General features: G+C 73.4%; 16 protein-coding genes and 1 tRNA gene. 13 read left to right on the plus strand and 4 right to left on the minus strand.

Annotated elements, in window-relative coordinates:
- Positions 1-14: 14 nt before the first annotated feature.
- The 9 genes from ACNYC2_RS21070 to ACNYC2_RS21110 are packed head-to-tail and all read left to right on the plus strand — an operon-like array spanning position 15 to position 11154.
- Positions 15-578 (plus strand): hypothetical protein, encoded by a 564-nt coding sequence (locus ACNYC2_RS21070; protein ID WP_419703671.1) that lies wholly within the window; start codon positions 15-17, stop codon positions 576-578.
- A complete protein-coding gene (locus tag ACNYC2_RS21075) occupies positions 575-2065 on the plus strand; it encodes an AAA family ATPase (protein ID WP_419703672.1) in 1491 nt (496 codons plus the stop codon). Before ACNYC2_RS21070 ends, ACNYC2_RS21075 begins: the two co-directional genes overlap by 4 nt.
- A complete protein-coding gene (locus ACNYC2_RS21080) occupies positions 2062-3375 on the plus strand; it encodes a hypothetical protein (protein ID WP_419703673.1) in 1314 nt (437 codons plus the stop codon). Before ACNYC2_RS21075 ends, ACNYC2_RS21080 begins: the two co-directional genes overlap by 4 nt.
- A complete protein-coding gene (locus ACNYC2_RS21085; protein ID WP_419703674.1) occupies positions 3372-4391 on the plus strand; it encodes a glutamate ABC transporter substrate-binding protein in 1020 nt (339 codons plus the stop codon). The genes ACNYC2_RS21080 and ACNYC2_RS21085 overlap by 4 nt, the downstream gene beginning before the upstream one ends.
- The gene (locus ACNYC2_RS21090; RefSeq protein ID WP_419703675.1) at positions 4388-5491 is read left to right on the plus strand and encodes a hypothetical protein; all 1104 of its coding nucleotides are present in this window, start codon (positions 4388-4390) and stop codon (positions 5489-5491) included. The genes ACNYC2_RS21085 and ACNYC2_RS21090 overlap by 4 nt, the downstream gene beginning before the upstream one ends.
- Positions 5488-7794: a tetratricopeptide repeat protein gene (locus tag ACNYC2_RS21095; protein WP_419703676.1), complete on the plus strand. Its 2307-nt coding sequence runs from the start codon at positions 5488-5490 to the stop codon at positions 7792-7794. Before ACNYC2_RS21090 ends, ACNYC2_RS21095 begins: the two co-directional genes overlap by 4 nt.
- A 52-nt stretch (positions 7795-7846) precedes the next feature.
- The gene (locus ACNYC2_RS21100; RefSeq protein WP_419703677.1) at positions 7847-8959 is read left to right on the plus strand and encodes a PP2C family serine/threonine-protein phosphatase; all 1113 of its coding nucleotides are present in this window, start codon (positions 7847-7849) and stop codon (positions 8957-8959) included.
- Positions 8960-8986: 27 nt separating this feature from the next.
- Complete coding sequence (locus tag ACNYC2_RS21105) at positions 8987-10282, plus strand: VWA domain-containing protein (RefSeq protein WP_419703678.1); 1296 nt, start codon at positions 8987-8989, stop codon at positions 10280-10282.
- Positions 10279-11154, plus strand: coding sequence for an FHA domain-containing protein (locus ACNYC2_RS21110; protein WP_419703679.1), 876 nt, complete (start codon positions 10279-10281; stop codon positions 11152-11154). The genes ACNYC2_RS21105 and ACNYC2_RS21110 overlap by 4 nt, the downstream gene beginning before the upstream one ends.
- Here ACNYC2_RS21110 and ACNYC2_RS21115 read toward each other — a convergent pair.
- Together ACNYC2_RS21115 and ACNYC2_RS21120 are read right to left on the minus strand one after the other, a co-directional pair.
- A complete protein-coding gene (locus tag ACNYC2_RS21115) occupies positions 11151-12443 on the minus strand; it encodes an MFS transporter (protein WP_419703680.1) in 1293 nt (430 codons plus the stop codon). The genes ACNYC2_RS21110 and ACNYC2_RS21115 overlap by 4 nt on opposite strands.
- Positions 12440-13078: an ArsR/SmtB family transcription factor gene (locus ACNYC2_RS21120; RefSeq protein ID WP_419703681.1), complete on the minus strand. Its 639-nt coding sequence runs from the start codon at positions 13076-13078 to the stop codon at positions 12440-12442. The genes ACNYC2_RS21115 and ACNYC2_RS21120 overlap by 4 nt, the downstream gene beginning before the upstream one ends.
- Before the next feature lie 238 nt (positions 13079-13316).
- Between ACNYC2_RS21120 and ACNYC2_RS21125 the strand changes: the two genes are divergently transcribed.
- The 4 genes from ACNYC2_RS21125 to ACNYC2_RS21140 all read left to right on the plus strand — a co-directional run bounded on the left by ACNYC2_RS21125 (position 13317) and on the right by ACNYC2_RS21140 (position 14903).
- Complete coding sequence (locus ACNYC2_RS21125; RefSeq protein WP_419703682.1) at positions 13317-13496, plus strand: hypothetical protein; 180 nt, start codon at positions 13317-13319, stop codon at positions 13494-13496.
- Positions 13497-13812: 316 nt separating this feature from the next.
- Positions 13813-13962, plus strand: coding sequence for a hypothetical protein (locus ACNYC2_RS21130; RefSeq protein WP_377137887.1), 150 nt, complete (start codon positions 13813-13815; stop codon positions 13960-13962).
- Between the two features lie 157 nt (positions 13963-14119).
- The gene (orn, locus tag ACNYC2_RS21135) at positions 14120-14755 is read left to right on the plus strand and encodes an oligoribonuclease (protein WP_419703683.1); all 636 of its coding nucleotides are present in this window, start codon (positions 14120-14122) and stop codon (positions 14753-14755) included.
- 72 nt (positions 14756-14827) lie between these two features.
- Positions 14828-14903, plus strand: a tRNA-His gene (locus tag ACNYC2_RS21140).
- Positions 14904-14994: 91 nt separating this feature from the next.
- On the opposite strand, the gene ACNYC2_RS21145 is transcribed toward ACNYC2_RS21140, so the two are convergent.
- Together ACNYC2_RS21145 and ACNYC2_RS21150 are read right to left on the minus strand one after the other, a co-directional pair.
- The gene (locus ACNYC2_RS21145) at positions 14995-15891 is read right to left on the minus strand and encodes an ATP-grasp domain-containing protein (RefSeq protein ID WP_419703684.1); all 897 of its coding nucleotides are present in this window, start codon (positions 15889-15891) and stop codon (positions 14995-14997) included.
- A 67-nt stretch (positions 15892-15958) separates the two neighbouring features.
- Positions 15959-17029 carry an ABC transporter ATP-binding protein gene (locus tag ACNYC2_RS21150; protein ID WP_419703685.1) on the minus strand — a complete coding sequence of 357 codons (1071 nt, stop codon included), beginning with the start codon at positions 17027-17029 and terminating at the stop codon, positions 15959-15961.
- Positions 17030-17040: the final 11 nt, after the last annotated feature.

Genomic DNA, 17040 nt, shown 5'->3' on the forward strand with positions numbered 1-17040 from the left:
GCTCGGAGGCAGGCATGAGCTGGTGGCGGCGACTCCTCGGTGGCGGGCGCGCCGAGGAAGAGGCGCGGCCCGTCTCCATCCCGGCCCCGCCCACGACGGAGCAGATCGTGACGTCCGTCGACGCCGTCCTGGCCCGCACGTCCGGCAAGGCGCCGGCCGCCGTCACCGCCCGGGTGCAGCGCGTCGCCGAGACCGTGCACGAGATGGCGCCCCGCCTGGACCGGCTCGGCGCCGGCTCCCAGCAGGCGCACACCGTCGTCGCCACCGCGACGAGCTACCTGCCCGAGGCGGTCGACGCCTACCTGCGCCTCCCCCGCGACTTCGCCGACCGGCGCGTCGTGGACCGCGGCAAGACGTCGCTCATGATCCTGTGCGACCAGCTCGACCTGCTGGGCGCCACCATCGACAAGATCTCCGACGCCGTCTCCCGGGCCGACGCCGTAGCCCTCGTCGCGCACGGCCGCTTCCTCGAGGAGAAGTTCGGCACCTCATCGGCCCTGAACCTCCCGAGCGCAGCACCCGGCTCGATGCCCGCCCCCGACACGACGTCAGGCCCGCCTCCCCTGGAAGCACCATGACCACGACGGCACTGGCCGCCGCCCTGGACGCCGTCGCCGCGACAGCCACCGCCGCCAACCTGAGCCCCGCTGCCGCACGCACCGAGGCCGAACGCCTGGCGGCCGCAGTAGCCGAGTCCTCCCCGGGCGCCCCCACGGACTGGATCGCCGCCACGGGACGCCCGACCTCAAGCAGCAGCCTGCAGCCGTTCTTCGACGCCGCGGTCAGCGCCCGCCGCTGGCGCTCCTCCCCGACAGACCTCCTCACGGACCTCATCACCAAGAACTCCCCCCACGCAGCCGACTACGCGGAAGCCTTGGCAGCGGTCGTAGACGCCGCAGCCACCCTGGGCGACCCCAGCATCAGCGCGATAGCCGCAGCCGAGGGCACCAAGGCAGTCCACCGCAGCGCAGCCGCCGGCCGCGACAGAGCGACGCAGCCCCAGACACGCACGACGGCACACCCCCTGCCAACCACCCCAAACCTGGACGGACGACCCACCACCCCAGGTGACCTGACCACAAAGGCCGCGGGGTCCGAGATACCGCGCCGGGATGTATTCCTTCCCGAAGTGGAGGGCCCCCTGGGGCCCGTGAACGCATCCCGGCGCGGTATCTCGGACCCCGCGGCCGCCCCAGCCGAACCGCCCGAGGTCTCGACAAGCTCGACCACCGACGAACGCACCCTCGAAGAGCTCCTGACCGAGCTCGACGAACTCACCGGACTAGCAAGAGTCAAGGACGAGATCCGCCGCCAGACCGAGCTCCTCCGCATAGAACGCCTCCGCGGCGAAGCAGGCCTGACCGCCCCGACGCTCACCCGCCACCTGGTCTTCGTAGGCAACCCAGGCACCGGCAAGACCACGGTCGGCCGCCTGGTGGCCGGGATCTACCGCGCCCTGGGCCTGCTGGACAAGGGCCACCTCGTCGAGGTCGACCGCTCCGAGCTGGTCGCCGGCTACCTGGGCCAGACCGCCGAGAAGACGACGGCGGTGGTGCAGCGCGCCCTGGGCGGCGTCCTGTTCATCGACGAGGCCTACGCCCTGGCCGAGGACCAGTACGGCCGCGAGGCCGTCGACACCCTGGTCAAGGACATGGAGGACCACCGCGACGACCTCGTGGTGATCGTGGCGGGCTACCCGGGCCCGATGGCTCGGTTCGTGGGCACCAACCCGGGCCTGGAGAGCCGGTTCGCGCGCACCATCACGTTCGAGGACTACTCCCCCGACGAGCTGCGCCGGATCTTCGAGGGCATGACGAGGTCCGCCGACTTCGAGCCGCGACCGGAGACTCTCGAACGTTTTGACCGCCTCGCGGCCGACCAGGCGCGCGGCGAGGGTTTCGGCAACGGCCGCTGGGCCCGCAATGTGCTTGATTCCGCGATCGCCCGGCACGCCTGGCGCCTGCGGGACGTTGAACGACCGACGCTGGACCAGCTCCGCACGCTGGTCCCAGAGGACCTGGAGGATGTCGTGGACATCGGTACAGACAGCGAGGCCACCGCGTGACCGCACCGAATCCGGCCGCGCCCGACCCCGGCGAGGTTCCCGGGCCGCGCAACGACGTCCTGCTCCGTCGGCGCAGCCGGTTCTCGGCGGGTCTCGCGACCACCCCGGGCCAGCTCGCGCTGGCCACCACCGTCGCAGTGGTGGCCTGCCTGCTCCTCGGCGTCACCGGGTTTCTCGCGGGAAACGGCCAGTCGGCGGCGCTGCACGACGCGCAGCGTGACGCGGCCCAGCTGGTGGGCACGCAGGAGCTGCGCAACGACCTGGTCTCGGCCGACGCGACGGCGACCAACGCGTTCCTCGTGGGCGGGCTGGAGCCTGCCGAGGCGCGCGAGCGCTACGAGGCGAGCCTGTCCGAGGCCGCGCAGGCCGTCCCGTCCCTGGCCGCGACCGCGCGGGGCGCCGGGGAGGCCGCGGACCTCGCCGCCGTGTCCGACTCGGTGCAGCGGTACGCGGGCCTCGTCGAGTCCGCGCGCGCGAACAACCGGCAGGGCTTCCCGGTCGGCGCGGCGTACCTGGACCAGGCGTCGGCCGCGCTGCGCGACGAGGTCCTGCCCACCATCGACGAGGTGGCGGTCTCGACGTCGCAGCGGGTGGACGCCGACATGGGTTCCATCTCGCTGGCCCAGGTGCTGCTCCTGTTCGTGCTGCTGGCGCTCGTGGCGCTGGGCGCCGTCCAGCTCTGGCTCGCCCGGCGCACGCACCGCGTCCTGAACACCGGGCTGGCGGCCGCGAGCGTCGCCCTCCTGGTCGGTGGTGTCGTGACGGTGGCGGCGGTGCTGGGTGGCAACGGCGTCGCCCGGTCTGTCGCCAGTGGGCCGTACGCGGCGACCGTCGCGACGTCGGAGGCGCTGTCGCTGGCCACCGACGCCAAGTCGATGGAGTCGTTCACGCTGATCAAGCGCGGCTCGGGCGCGGACTTCGAGGAGTCCTACCAGACGTCGCTCACCGATGCGCGGGCCCTCCTGGCCGAGGCCGCCGACGCGGCCGGCACCGGCTCCGACCCCACGTCCCTCCTGGACGAGTGGGACGCAAAGCACGCCGAGATCCGCGAGCTGGACGACGGCGGCCGCTGGGACGAAGCGGTCGACGCCGCGACGGCCACCGGCGACGGCTCGGCGGGTGCGGCCTTCGCCGCGTTCTCCGACCGGGCCCACGAGGACGTCGAGGCCACCAGCACGGAGGCCGTCGACCGGCTCGGGTCCGCGGCGACCACCGCGCAGGCAGCCGCCTGGATCGCCCTCGTGCTGGGTGTGGCAGGGGCAGTGGCCGCTGCCGCCGGGATGAACGTCCGCCTGAAGGAGTACCGATGAGCACCGTTCGCAGACCGCTGGTCGCCGCCCTCGTCGCGCTCGCCGTCGCCGGCACGACGGCGGCGTGCGCGCCCGAACCGACGACGCACCTGCTCACCGGCGCGGCCGGCGCGGGTTCCGTGGCGCAGGAGTCCACACAGGAGTCGGCGCCGAAGGCCGGCACCGGTGGAGCGGCGTCCGGCGTCGCGACCGCCGCCGAGGACTGCGCCGACGGGCGGCCCGCCGTCGCGTCGCTGGACCCGGAAGGCAGCCCTGAGGTGACGTCCGGCTCGACCATGGCCGCCATCCGGGAGCACGGCGCCCTCAAGGTGGGGGTCTCGGCCGACACCCTGCTCATGGGTTCGCGCGACCCGTTCACCGGTGACATCGAGGGCTTCGACATCGACGTGGCCCGGCAGATCGCCGACGCGATCCTGGGCGACCCGGACAAGATCGAGTTCCGCGTGATCACGTCGGGCGACCGCGAGACCGTGCTGGCCGAGCACCAGGTCGACATCGTGACGCGGGCCTTCACCATCAACTGCGACCGCTGGGAGAACATCGCGTTCTCGGCGGAGTACTACCACGCGGGCCAGAAGCTCCTGGTGCCCTCGACCTCGAAGGTCGCGGGCATCGACGACCTCGAGGGGCAGCGGGTCTGCGCGCCCGAGGGCACCACCACCCTGGAACGGCTCGGGGAGTGGGAGGGCGTCGAGGCGGTGCCCGCCGCCACCCACACCACGTGCCTCGTCCTGTTCCAGCAGGGTGAGGTGGACGCCATCACCGGCGACGACACCGTCCTGGCCGGCTTCGCCGCGCAGGACCCGTACGCGAAGGTCGTGGGCGACGCCGTGAGCGACGAGCCCTACGGCGTCGGCATCCCCGCCGACCAGCCGGACATGGTGCGGTTCGTCAACGGCGTGCTGGAGGACATGATCGCCGGCGGGCAGTGGGAGGAGTCCTACGACCGCTGGCTGGGCGACGCGCTCGGACCCGCGCCCGTCGCGCCGGAACCGGTCTACGGACGGACGCCGTGAGCAGGACCCAGCGCGCGCCGGCGCCACCCGGTGCCCTGGGGATCGCGGCGGAACCCACGGATCTTCTGACGTACCTGTCAGACCTTCAGGCCTGGCTCGACGCACGGCGCGCCGACCTGGACCGGCTCGACTCCGCGGCGCGCCAGTCGGGCACGGAGGGCGTCACCGCCGACGTCGTGCTGGCGCTGACCCTGTGGCAGGCGGTACGCACGCGCACCGACGAGCTGATCACGGTGTGGGACTCCGGCCGCGCGGACGCCGTCGCGCGCGAGCGCATGTCCCAGCTCATCTGGGGCCGCCTGGGCGGCGACCCCGCGACCTCGCTGCTCTCCCTCGTCGACGCCGCGCGCCTGTGCGACGCCCAGGCCGACCAGCTCGCGGCCCGGCTCTCCTTCGACCCGCACGCCGCCGACGTCACCGCCCGCCTGCGCTCCCTGGCCGCCGGCCTCGTCCGGGCCGAGGACGCCGCGCTCGCCTCGGCCGACACCGAGGACGACGCGGTGGTCGCCCGCCTGCGCGACCGGCTCGCCCGCCTCAGGTCCGACGCCGCCCGCGGCGCCGACATCACGGGGCCGCTCGCGGCGCTCGAGGACGAGACGGCGCGCACCGAGCGCGACCTCATCGTGGCGACTGCCCGGCGCCGGTCGCTCGCCAAGGACCGGGACCGCGCCGTCGCGCTGCGCACCACCCTCGCCGACCGGGCGCCCGTGCTCAGCCAGGTCGCGGAACGCTGCCGCCGGGAGATCACCGACCCGCCGCGGCTCGCGATCCCGGACGTGTCCCGGCTCGGCGAGGTCCCGGACGAACCCGACCGCCTCAAGACGTACGTCCAGCGGCTGGGCGCCGTCGAACGCGCGATGGCGAGGGTCGAGGACGCCTACACCGCGCCCCTGCGCGAACGCGCCGAGCTGCGCTACCGCGTCAAGCAGCTGATGACAAAAGCCCAGGGCAACGGGCGGGCGGCGTCGTCCACCGTGAAGGCGGGCGAGGACGAGGCACGCGAAGCCCTGGACGCCACCCCCTGCGACCTGGCCCTGGCACGGCACTTCACCGAGCAGCTCGAGACGCTAGTGCGTGATCTCCCGGAGGGACACCGATGACGACACAGGCCTGCGCCGAGCCCGGCTGCACCGGCACCATCGAGGACGGCTACTGCGACGTGTGCGGCGCGCCCGCCGGGGGCAACCCCGCGGGCGAGGCGCTCGCCGAGGTCGCGGCGTCGTGGACCAGCGAGGACCCGGACGCCTCCACCGTCCGCGCCTCCGGATCTGCCCCGGGCTCCGCCCTGGGCGCCATGTCCCAGCCGTCGACCGGCCGCACCAGCTCGTCCCGCCTCGCGTCCACGGCGCTGGGCTCGGCGCGCGTGGGAACGTCCGGCACGTACCAGACACGCCGGGTGGGCACCGGGTCGACCCGGCTGCGCGGGCACCGCCTGGGCGCCGGCCTGACCACCGTGCCGCACACCCCCGTCGCCGATCCCCTGCAGGCCGTCATGGCCACGCCGGAGCTCGCGGAGAACAAGCGGTTCTGCCCCACGTGCGGCCAGCCGGTGGGGCGCGCCCGCGACGGCGTGCCGGGCCGCATCGCCGGGTTCTGCGGACACTGCGGCGCGCGGTACGACTTCGCGCCCGCGCTCAAGGCCGGCGACCTCCTCGCGGGCCAGTACGAGGTGGTGGGCTGCCTCGCGCACGGTGGCCTGGGCTGGATCTACCTGGCCCGCGACCGCAACGTCAGCGGCCGCTGGGTGGTGCTCAAGGGCCTGCTCAACGCGGGTGACCGCGAGGCGTACGAGGCCGCGGTCGCGGAGCGTCAGTTCCTCGCCGAGGTCGAGCACCCGCTCATCGTCGAGATCTTCAACTTCGTGCTGCACGAGGGCCTCGGCTACACGGTCATGGAGTTCGTGGGCGGCAAGTCGCTCAAGGACGTGCTCAAGGAGCGCCGCGACCAGGGCGGCGGGCAGGCCCGGCCGCTGCCCGTCGACCAGGCGATCGCGTACATCCTCGAGGTGCTGCCCGCCTTCAGCTATCTGCACGACCACGAGCTGCTGTACTGCGACTTCAAGCCTGACAACATCATCGCCCAGGGCGACGGCGTCAAGCTGATCGACATGGGCGGCGTGCGCCGCATCAACGACCTGACGTCGGCGATCTACGGCACCGTCGGCTACCAGGCGCCCGAGGTGGCCGAGATCGGGCCGTCGGTGGCCTCCGACATCTTCACGCTGGGCCGCACGCTGGCGTCCCTGGTGCTCGACTTCCGCGGCAACACGACCGTGTACCAGGCGTCGTTCCCGCCGGTGTCCGAGACGCCGGTCTTCCAGAAGTACGACTCGTTCTACCGCTGGCTGGCCAAGGCGTGCGCACCCAACCCCGCCGACCGGTTCGGCGGGGTCGACGAGGCCCGCGTCCAGCTCCTCGGTGTGCTCCGCGAGGTGGTCGCGACCGACAAGGGCCCCGGGTACACGGCCACGACGTCGGCCGAGTCGCTCCTGTTCGGGGTCCCGCCGCTCGACGGCGCCGACGGCGCGCTGGCCTGGGACGACCTGCCGCACCTGAAGGTGGACTCCAGCGACCCGATGGCGTCCTGGCTGTCCGGCGTGAACGTCACCGACCCCACGGCCCGCATGGTCGCGCTCGCCGGCGCGGCCGAGGCCACCGTCGAGGTACGGCTCGCCCTGGCGCGGGCCGCGATCGAGGCCGGCGACCTGGACCGCCTGCGCGAGACCGTCGCGCAGATCCTCGAGCACGACCCGTGGGAGTGGCGCGCCGCCTGGATGGAGGGCCTCGGCCACCTCGCGGCCGGCAACCCGGCGGCCGCCCGCGCGTCGTTCAACGCCGTCTACGGGCAGGTGCCCGGCGAGCCCGCGCCCAAGCTCGCGCTCGCCACGGCCTGCGAGGTCTCCGGCGAGCCCGGTGTCGCCGAGCAGCTGTACGGCACCATCGCGCGGGCCGACTCGAACTACACGGGCGCCGCCGCCTTCGGCCTCGCCCGGGTGCGGGCGGGTGGCGGCGACCTCGACGGCGCCCTGCGCGCGCTCGACCTGGTGAGCCCCAGCCGTGGGTCCTTCCCCGACGCCCGCCTGCGGCGGGCCCGGCTCCTCGTCGACGCGCGGCGCACCCTGCTCGACCTGTCCGACGCCGTCGCCGGGCTCGACGCCGCCCACGTCCCCGACCGCCCCAAGGCCGAGGTCACCGTCGACGCCCTCTCGGGCGCGCTCGACCTGGTCACGGAGGAGGGCCCCGACCCGAGCGTGCGGATAGCCGGCGCCGAGGCCACGGAGCCCGAGCTGCGGGACCGGCTCGAGCTCGCCCTGCGCACCCTCGCCCACCTCACCGACGACCGCTCGGAGCGCGTGGCGCTCGTCGACCGGGCAAACTCCGTACGGCGGTGGACCATGCGTTGAGCGGTCGATCGACCTGAAGACCCCCTGACGTGGCAAGGAGACCTACCCAGACATGAGTGCCGACGACAGTAGCCTCGTCCGCTGTCCCAGCTGCGGAGAGAACGCGGCGCCCCGCGCCAGGTTCTGCGAGAACTGCGGCACGCCGCTGGGCAGCTCCGCTGCGAGCATCCCCTCCGAGGTGACCCTCGACGTGGCACCCACCGTGGTGGACCCCGACCCGGCGACCGGCGACACCTCCGGCCGCCGGTCCTGCGGCGCCTGCGGCGGCACCATCGCCCCGGACGGGTACTGCGCCGACTGCGGCACCCCCGGCCAGTCCGAGCGCGACCACTTCGAGGAACGCCCGGCCGCGTGGGTGGCCGGGGTCTGCGACCGCGGTGTGCGGCACGCCCGCAACGAGGACGCGATGGCCCTCGCCGCCAGCGGCACCTTCGCGGCCCTCGTGGTGTGCGACGGCGTGTCCAGCGCACCCGACTCCGACGTCGCCTCGCTCGCCGCGAGCCGCGCCGCGCGGGACGTGCTGGTGGCGTACGGCCCCGAGGGCGCGAGCTCCGTGGCCGGCGCGACCAGCCGGCGCATCGCGGGCTGGACCGACGCGATGGTCGCCGCCTCACGGGCCGCGGGCCAGGCGGTGCGGGGCGCCGCGGAACAGCTCGCCGCGACGAAGGGGAAGAACGTGGCGGACGACCCGCCGTCGTGCACCTTCGTGGCGGCCGTCGTGGACCACGACCTGATCGTCGCGGGCTGGCTCGGCGACTCCCGCGTGTACTGGCTGCCGGACTCCGGCCAGGCGGAGCAGCTCAGCGTCGACGACTCGTGGGCCCAGGAGATGATCGCGGCCGGCGTGCCGCGCGCCCAGGCCGAGACGTCGCCCCAGGCGCACGCGATCACACGGTGGCTGGGCCCCGACGCCCCCGACACGGACGCCCGCTGCGCCGCGACCGTCCCGTCCGGGCCGGGCTGGCTGCTCGTCTGCTCCGACGGCCTCTGGAACTACTGCTCCGACGCGGACGAGATGGACGAGCTCGTGCGCCGGTTCGCCACCTCCGGCGACCCGCACACCACGGCCGCGGCGCTCGTGCGCTGGGCCAACGCACAGGGCGGGCGGGACAACATCACCGCAGCACTCGCCCGCGTCTCCCCCACTGTCACCGAGCAGCGATAGCCTGCCGTCTACCCGAGAGGAGCCACCGTGGCCGAGTTCTCCGCCGAGGTCTTCCAGAACGAGTTCCTGTCCGACGGCGCCACCGACGTGCACGCGGTCGTGTCCGTGACGTGCACGGGCGCGGGCGCCGGCGGCGGTGCCGGGGTGAGCGCCGGCGGTCCGGGCGGCGTCGCCGAGATCGTCGCCGTCGACACCTCCGGGTCCATGCAGGGCCGCAACATGGAGGCGGCCAAGCACGCCGCGGCGGTGGCCGTGGACCAGATTCCCGACGGCACCCTGTTCGCCATCATCGGCGGCTCCCACGTGGCGACCCGGATCTTCCCCTACCCCAACGCGCGCGTGCCCATGGTGGCCATGGAGCTGGGCGCCCGCAACGAGGCCAAGCGGGCCATCTCGACCATGTCCGCGAGCGGCGGCACCGCGATCTCCTCCTGGCTGCGCCTCGCCGACGACCTCTTCGCGACCGTCCCCGCAGCCCAGAAGCACCTGATCCTGCTGACCGACGGCAAGAACGAGTCCGAGCCGACCATGCACCTCGACCGGATGATCGCCGACGTCACCGGGCACTTCCAGTGCGACGCCCGCGGGGTCGGCGACCGGTGGGTGGTGGAGGAGCTGCGCAAGATCTCGACGGCGCTGCTCGGGACCGTCGACCTCATCGCCCGGCCCGAGGACATCGCCGAGGACTTCTCCGCCCTGGTGCGCAAGTCGATGGCGCGCGGCGTCGCCGCGGTCGACCTGCGGGTCTGGGCGCCCCAGGGTTCGGAGGTCCTGTTCGTCAAGCAGGTGGCGCCGGAGGTGGACGACCTCACCGGCCGCCGCACCCAGGTGAACGCCCTGACCAGCGCGTACCCCACCGGCGCGTGGGCCGACGAGACCCGCGAGTACCACGTGGCGGTCCGCGTGCCGGCGAAGCCGGTGGGCTCCGAACAGCTCGCGGCGCGCGTGCAGGTCGCCGTCGGCGACGAGGTGACGGCGTCGGGCCTGGTCAAGGCCAAGTGGTCGGACGACTCCACGCTCACCGCCCGGATCAGCCCCGAGGTGGCGCACTACACGGGCCAGGCGGAGCTCGCCTCGGCCATCCAGGAGGGCCTGGCCGCCAAGGCCGCCGGCGACGAGGCGACGGCGACCGTCAAGCTCGGCCGTGCCGTCCAGCTCGCCGCCGAGACCGGCAACGACGACGCGACCTCGCGCCTGCGGAAGATCGTGGAGGTGGACGACGAGGAGGCGGGCACCGTGCGCCTCAAGCGGAACACCGCCAAGCTGGACGAGATGGCACTCGACACCGCTTCCACCAAGACGACCCGGGTACGGCGCGCATGACGGTCGTCTGCCCGGAGGGCCACACCAGCCAGTCCACGGACTACTGCGACGTGTGCGGCACGCCGATCCCGGCGGGGGCCTCGGCGGCCGAGCCTGCCGGGACCGGGCCGGTAGCGACCTCGTCCGCGGAGTCCCCGGCCGGCGGCAGCCCCGTGACCTGCCCCAACTGCGGTGACCTGTCCCCCTCCGGCTCGCTGTTCTGCGAGAACTGCGGGTACGACTTCACGACCGGCACGACGGCTCCGCCGCCACCTCCGGCGTCGTCTCTGGACCTGGCCGGCCTGAGCGCGCCGCAACAGCCGAGCCAACCGGTGCCTGCGGCGCCCGCGCCGAGCCCGCCGCCGCTGGACCCGCCGTCGCAGGCCACGCCGTCGCAGGACCCGCCGTCGCTGGACCCGCCGCCGTCGGCCGGGGCACCCGCGCCGTCGCCCGGGGGCGGAGGGCTCAGCGCGCCGCCCGTGCCGGGCGACGACACCTGGGTCGCGGAGATCTGGGTCGATCCCGACTGGTACGCGCACGAGCAGCCCGAGGACCCGATGCCGTCGGCGGGCCTGCCCGGCCTGGTCACGCTGCGGCAGCGCAGCCTGCTCGTGGGGCGGCCGTCGCAGTCCCGCGGGATCCGGCCCGACGTCGACTGCGGCAGCGACCCGGGAGTGTCCCGGCGGCACTGCCAGCTGACCACCGACGGGCTGCGCTGGTGGGTGGAGGACCTCGGCTCGTCGAACGGCACGTTCGTCGCCGCCACGGGCGACCCCCTGCCCGACGTCCCGCTCACGCAGGGCGTCCGGCGGGAGATCGAGGAGAGCGACCGGGTCTACATCGGCGCCTGGACCCGCCTGGTGATCCGCAAAGCCCTCCCGGGCGAGGCCTAGCCAGACCTGTCAGATGCTGGGGTCACCCGAGTGACCTCAGCGTCTGACACGTCCGAGGTGGTCGTGTCGCGCAGGCGCAGCGCGACCAGGCCCGCTCCGACCACGACGACCACGTTGACCAGCAGCAGCAGGCGGTAGTCGACGAACGCGAGCAGGCCCGCGCCGAGGGCCGTCACCGCGGTGCCCGGCAGGTTGTTGACCAGGTTGCCCGCGGCCGCGACCCGGCCCTGGAGCCGCTCGGGCGTGCGGACCTGGCGCTCTGTGATCCACGCGATGACCGCCGCCGTGACGCCGAACCCGAGCAGCGCCTGGCCGGCGACCGCGGGGATCACCCAGCTGAACATGAGGGGCACGAGCGCCACCCCGGCGGCGGTGATCCCGACCGCGTAGACGCGCGGCCGCCCGAAGCGGATCATGAGGCGCGGGGTGACCGCCCCGGCGACGAACCCGGCGACGCCCTGCAGCACGGTGAGCGGTCCGAGCCAGGCGGCGGACAGCCCCAGGCCGTCGAGGACCGCGAAGGCCACGGCGTTCACCAGGCCGACCGACGCGAAGACGATCACCGCGTTCCAGGTCATGCCGCCCAGGGGCTGCGTACCGAACAGGTGCCGGAACCCCGCGGCGACGGCGACGAGGTACGGCTCGTCGTCGCCGTCCTCGATCCGCGACTCGCCGATCCGGACCAGGCAGAAGACGACGGCGGCCCCCAGGAAGCCGGCGATCGCCACCGCGACCAGCGGCACCACGCCCACCAGCGCGTACACGGCGGCGCCGAGCACCGGGAGCGCGATGCGGAACACCTGGTCGATCATCGTGAGGCGCCCGTTCGCGTGGCCGAGGGCCTCGTCGGGCAGCAGGTCCTTGAGGATGCCCGACTGGCAGGCCCCCGTCACGTACGCCACCGCGGAGTACAGGAGCGTCGACGCGAAGATCACCCAGACCTGGTCCGGCTCGCGCACCCAGAACAGCGGGACGAGCCCGAACGCACCGACGACGTAGGCGACCACGAGCATGTGCCGCCGGGACACCCGGTCGGCGAGGTGCCCGAGGAACGGGGACGCCAGCGCGGGCAGGCCCAGCAGCGCGAACGTCAGGCCGCCCAGGGCGGCGCTGCCGGTCAGGTCGGCCACCCAGACGGCCATGAGCAGCGTCAGGAGCGAGTCCGCGACGTTCGCGAGCGTCCAGCCGACCAGGAGCGTGCGGAAGACCGGTGTCCGCAGGTGCCTGGCCGGATCGTCGGGTACCAGCTGCCCGACGGCGGCCGGGTCGTCAGGTGCGGTGTCGGTCACGAGTCCTCCTCCGTGTCCTCGGCAGGGTCCGGTATCTCTGACCAGACGGCGCCGAAGAGGTGGGCCTGCCGCGCGCCCGGCGGGCGGGCGTCCGGGTTCGCCGAGCGTCCGCGGAACGGCTCGGTGAGCTCCTCCAGCCGGCGCGAGAGGTCGTCGAGCTCGTCGCGGGTGACCCAGAACTCCTGGTGCGTCTGGGTGGTGGCGTACAGCCAGTCCGGGTCGTCCCGGCCGGCGTCGGTGAGCCAGCGCTGCAGCTGCGCGAACCTCTCGGCGATGAACACGCTGCCGAACGCCTTCGCGGCGGGCCACGACTCCGGGTCGGCGAGGTCGGGGCGGACGCTGAACCCGTTGCCGACGGCGCGCCACGGGCGCTCCTTGCCGTGTGCCTCCGCCCGCTCGACCCGGCCGTACCTCTCGAGCTGGCGCAGGTGGAAGGAGCAGCTCGCGACCGACTCGCCGGTGCGCTCGGCACACTGCGTCGCGGTCAGCTCGATGCCCGGGCCGAAGAGGTCGAGCAGCCGGAGCCGCAGCGGGTGGGTCATCGCCTTGATCGCGTCCGCCTGCGAGATGACCACGTCGTCGGGCGACGTCGGGCGCGTGAATCCCGGGATCTCGGGCGGCTTCTGGTCGGGCATGCGGGGAGCCTAGAACGCTAAAGACATCTTGCGCAAGCAATCTTTAGCGACTTCTTCCACGACTCCGGACCCGCCCTGCGAAAGCTCGCGACAAAAAGCCGTGCGCTGACCGGGTGCCACCTGGGAGGCTCAAGGCACACCGCGGTGACGTCCGTCCGGTCCCATACCGGGCGGTGGAAGGGTCCGGCCAGACCCATGTCGGGAGACCGACACATCCAGCGTCACGAAAGGCACTCACGTGCATACCGAGTACGACCTGGCGCTCACCCTTCACCGGGACCGCCTCCGCGACGCCGACGAGAACCGGCGTTCACGAACGCTCCGCCTGGAGCAGAAGCGACGCAAGGCCGAGGCCGGCGCCGCACGCAGCACCAACAGCCGCGCACGGGTTCCCGCCCTGCGCGTGCGGTCGGCATGACCCCCGTGGCGCCGGCCGGGTTCCACCCGGTACCCGGCGCCCCTCGACCCCCCGAAGCAGAGCGCGTGCACGGCACCCGCTCTGCTTCGGCGTTGCACGACCGCTGATCGCACCGGACGCGACCCCCTGTAGGCGCCCGCGCAGCGCCCTGACCTGCGCAAGGGTGCTGCACGTCACCCCTGTCCGGCTTGCGCGGGTTTTCCGCGATCAGGGATGATGTAACACGACGGAAACAGTGCGAGGCGCCGAGCCGCGACCCGGCCGGTACGCCCCACCGCACCGTCACCCTCTCCCCACCCCTGGAAGGACCAGACACATGCATGCCCAGACCGCGTACGACATCGGCCGCGCACAGGTCGCCGAGATCGCCCGCCGCGCGGAGGTCTCCGGAGCCCAGGCGCGCGCGCTCCGCGAGCGTTCCGAGCGTCGCACCGCCAAGCGCACCAAGCGACTCCGCCTGATCTGACCGACTCCGGCGCGCCGGCGCCGCCGTCGAACATCCTGGCCCTTCCTCGGACGACCACTCGGTCGGCCTGCGGGAGGGCCTTCCGTTTGCCCGGACTGTCCACACTTGACCACCCACCGCGTAACTCCCCTGCTCCGGACGCAATAGGCTGAGCGGCGTGAGCCTTCCCAACCCCAACGAGCGCATCGTCTGGATCGACTGCGAGATGACCGGCCTGGACCTGCGCGCTGACGCGCTCGTCGAGGTCGCCGCGATCGTCACCGACTCCGACCTCAACGTCCTGGGCACCGGTGTCGATGTCCTCGTCAAGCCTCCGGCCGAGGCGCTGGCGCAGATGAACGACTTCGTGCGCACCATGCACACCACGTCCGGCCTGCTCGACGAACTGGACGGAGGGCTGAGCCTCGAGGAGGCGCAGGCGCAGATCCTGGCCTACGTCCGCGAGTGGGTACCGGAGCCACGCAAGGCGCCGCTGGCCGGCAACTCGGTCGGCACGGACAAGACATTCCTCGACCTGCACATGCCCGAGCTCGTGGAGCACCTGCACTACCGGATCGTCGACGTGTCGTCGATCAAGGAGCTGGCCCGCCGCTGGTACCCGCGCGTCTACTTCGCGTCACCGAAGAAGGGCGGCGGGCACCGTGCGCTTGCCGACATCCTCGAGTCGATCGACGAGCTGCGCTACTACCGCGAGGTCCTGTTCCCGGCCCACCCCGGCCCTGACACGGCGACCTCGCGCGCCGCGGCACAGCGCATCGCCGAGACGTCCGTCACGAAGCAGCTCGCCCCGTAGCTTTCAGTTCGGTCCGAGGCTGCCGACCATGTATGCTTTTCGACGGTCGCCGGTCCAGGATCGGCGAGCATGGTGGGCGTAGCTCAGCTGGTAGAGCATCGCGTTGTGGTCGCGAGGGCCGCGGGTTCAAGTCCCGTCGCTCACCCCATACGAAGGGCCCCTCACTCCGGTGAGGGGCCCTTCGTCGTTGCCGGACGCCGCCGGGCGCTGGGCGCCGCGCGCTCGGCGGCGCCGCGCGCTCAGCCCAGCAGCTTCACCACGGCGTCAGCGAGCTTCTCCTCGACGCCCGTGCCGTACTTCATCCAGAGCGACGGCTCGGTGAGCTCCAGCTCGATCACCATCGGGACGCCGTCGTCGCCGGAGACCAGGTCGACGCGCGCATAGGTGAACTCCGCGCCGGTGGCCTCCCTGGCCACGGCGAGCGCCCGCTCCGCCACGTCGATCTGGGCGGGCGTGGCCTCGAACGCCTCCTTCTCCTCCTCCGCGTAGAGCTCGCTGGTGTCCTCGGCGGGGCCGGTGAGCAGCGCGTTCTTGCGGACGGCGTGGGTGAGCTCGCCGTCGATGAAGATCAGGCACGTCTCGCCGGCGGTGTCGACCGAGGTGACGTAGGGCTGGATCATCACCCAGCGGCCGTCGTCGAGCAGGCGGACGGCGTGCGCGATGGCCTTGGCCCGCGACTGGGCGGACACGGGCTGGTAGCGGCCGGTGTTCTTGGCGCCGGCGCTGACGACGGGCTTGACCACGAAGTCGCCGAACGCGGGCATGCGGGTGTGCACGGCGCGCTTGGACAGGTGCCGCGCGGGGTCGAGCCAGATCGTGGGGATCACGGGGATGCCGGCCGCCTCGAGGTCACGCAGGTAGCGCTTGTCGGTGTTCCACTCGATGACGTCGACGGAGTTGGCCACCTTGGGCAGCGAGCGCGCCCACGCGAGGAACTCGTCGTGGCGCGGCGAGTAGTCCCAGGTGGAGCGGACCAGCACGAGGTCGTAGGTGGACCAGTCCACGGCGGGGTCGTCCCACACCGCGGGTTCGGCGGTCACGCCGCGCTGCGCCAGGGCGGCGATCAGCGGCACGTCGTCCGTGTCGAGGTCGGGCAGCTGGGAGCAGGTCGCGAGGGCTACGCGGGCGTTGGTCACGCCCCGAGACTATCGGGACGGGTCAGGCCCGGTCCCGCGCCGACCGCCGCGGACGGAGCGGCGTAGGTCACACTGCGGGCTCGCGGCCGGGCACGTCCTCGGGGACGTCGTCCGCGCGGTCCGAGGCGTCCTGGACGCCCGGCTCGGCTCCGGCGGCGTCCGCGGCCCGGCGCAGCGCGCCGAGGATCCCGTCGGCGGTGAGCGAGCCGACGACGTCGCCCGACTCCCCCACGACCGGCACCCGGCCCATCGCGGAGCCGGGCAGCGCGGCGACCGCCTCGAACGCGTCGGTGAGGCGCGCGCCCAGCCGTACGGGCGCCGGCGCGGGCTGGACGATCCGCTCCGCGCTCTCCAGGTCGGCGGTCTGCACGCTCGCGAGCGCGAGCATGCGGGAGGCGGCGCCCTCGCCGGTGAAGTCGCGCACCCGGTCGGACGCCGGATGTGCCAGCACCGCGAGCGGGCTCGCGATCTGCTCGAGCTTGCCGCCGCGGGTGAGCACGGCGATCCGGTCACCGAGGCGTGCCGCCTCGTCGATGTCGTGCGTCACGAGGATCACGGTGGTCCCGGTCTCGCGCTGGATGCGCTGGAACTCCGCCTGCAGGTGCCGCCGGAACTCCGGGTCGACGGCGCCGAAGGGCTCGTCCATCAGCAGCACCGGCGGGTCGGTGGCCAGCGCGCGGGCCACGCCGATGCGCTGCCGCTCGCCGCCGGACAGCTCGTGCGGGTACCGCTTCGCGTAGGTCGCGGCGGGCAGGCCCACCAGGTCGAGCAGTTCGGCGACGCGCGCCCGTGTGCGCCTGCGGTCCCAGCCCAGCAGCCCGGGGACGGTGGCGATGTTTGCCTCGACGGTGCGGTGCGGGAACAGCCCGACGTTCTGGATCACGTAGCCGATGCGGCGGCGCAGCGCCACGGGGTCGGTGGTGGTGACGTCCTCGCCGTCGAGCAGGATCCTGCCCGACGTCGGCTCCACCAGGCGGTTCACCATGCGCAGCGTGGTGGACTTGCCGCAGCCCGACGGGCCGACGAGCGCGAGCACCTCGTGCTCGCGCACGGCGAGGCTCAGTCCTTCGACGGCGACGGTGCCGTCCCCGTACGCCTTGCGGACGGAATCCAGCTCGATCACGGTGCGGGCAGCCATGCCTACGAACC

This window comes from Promicromonospora sp. NFX87, assembly GCF_048564965.1.
Classification (GTDB): Bacteria; Actinomycetota; Actinomycetes; order Actinomycetales; family Cellulomonadaceae; genus Promicromonospora.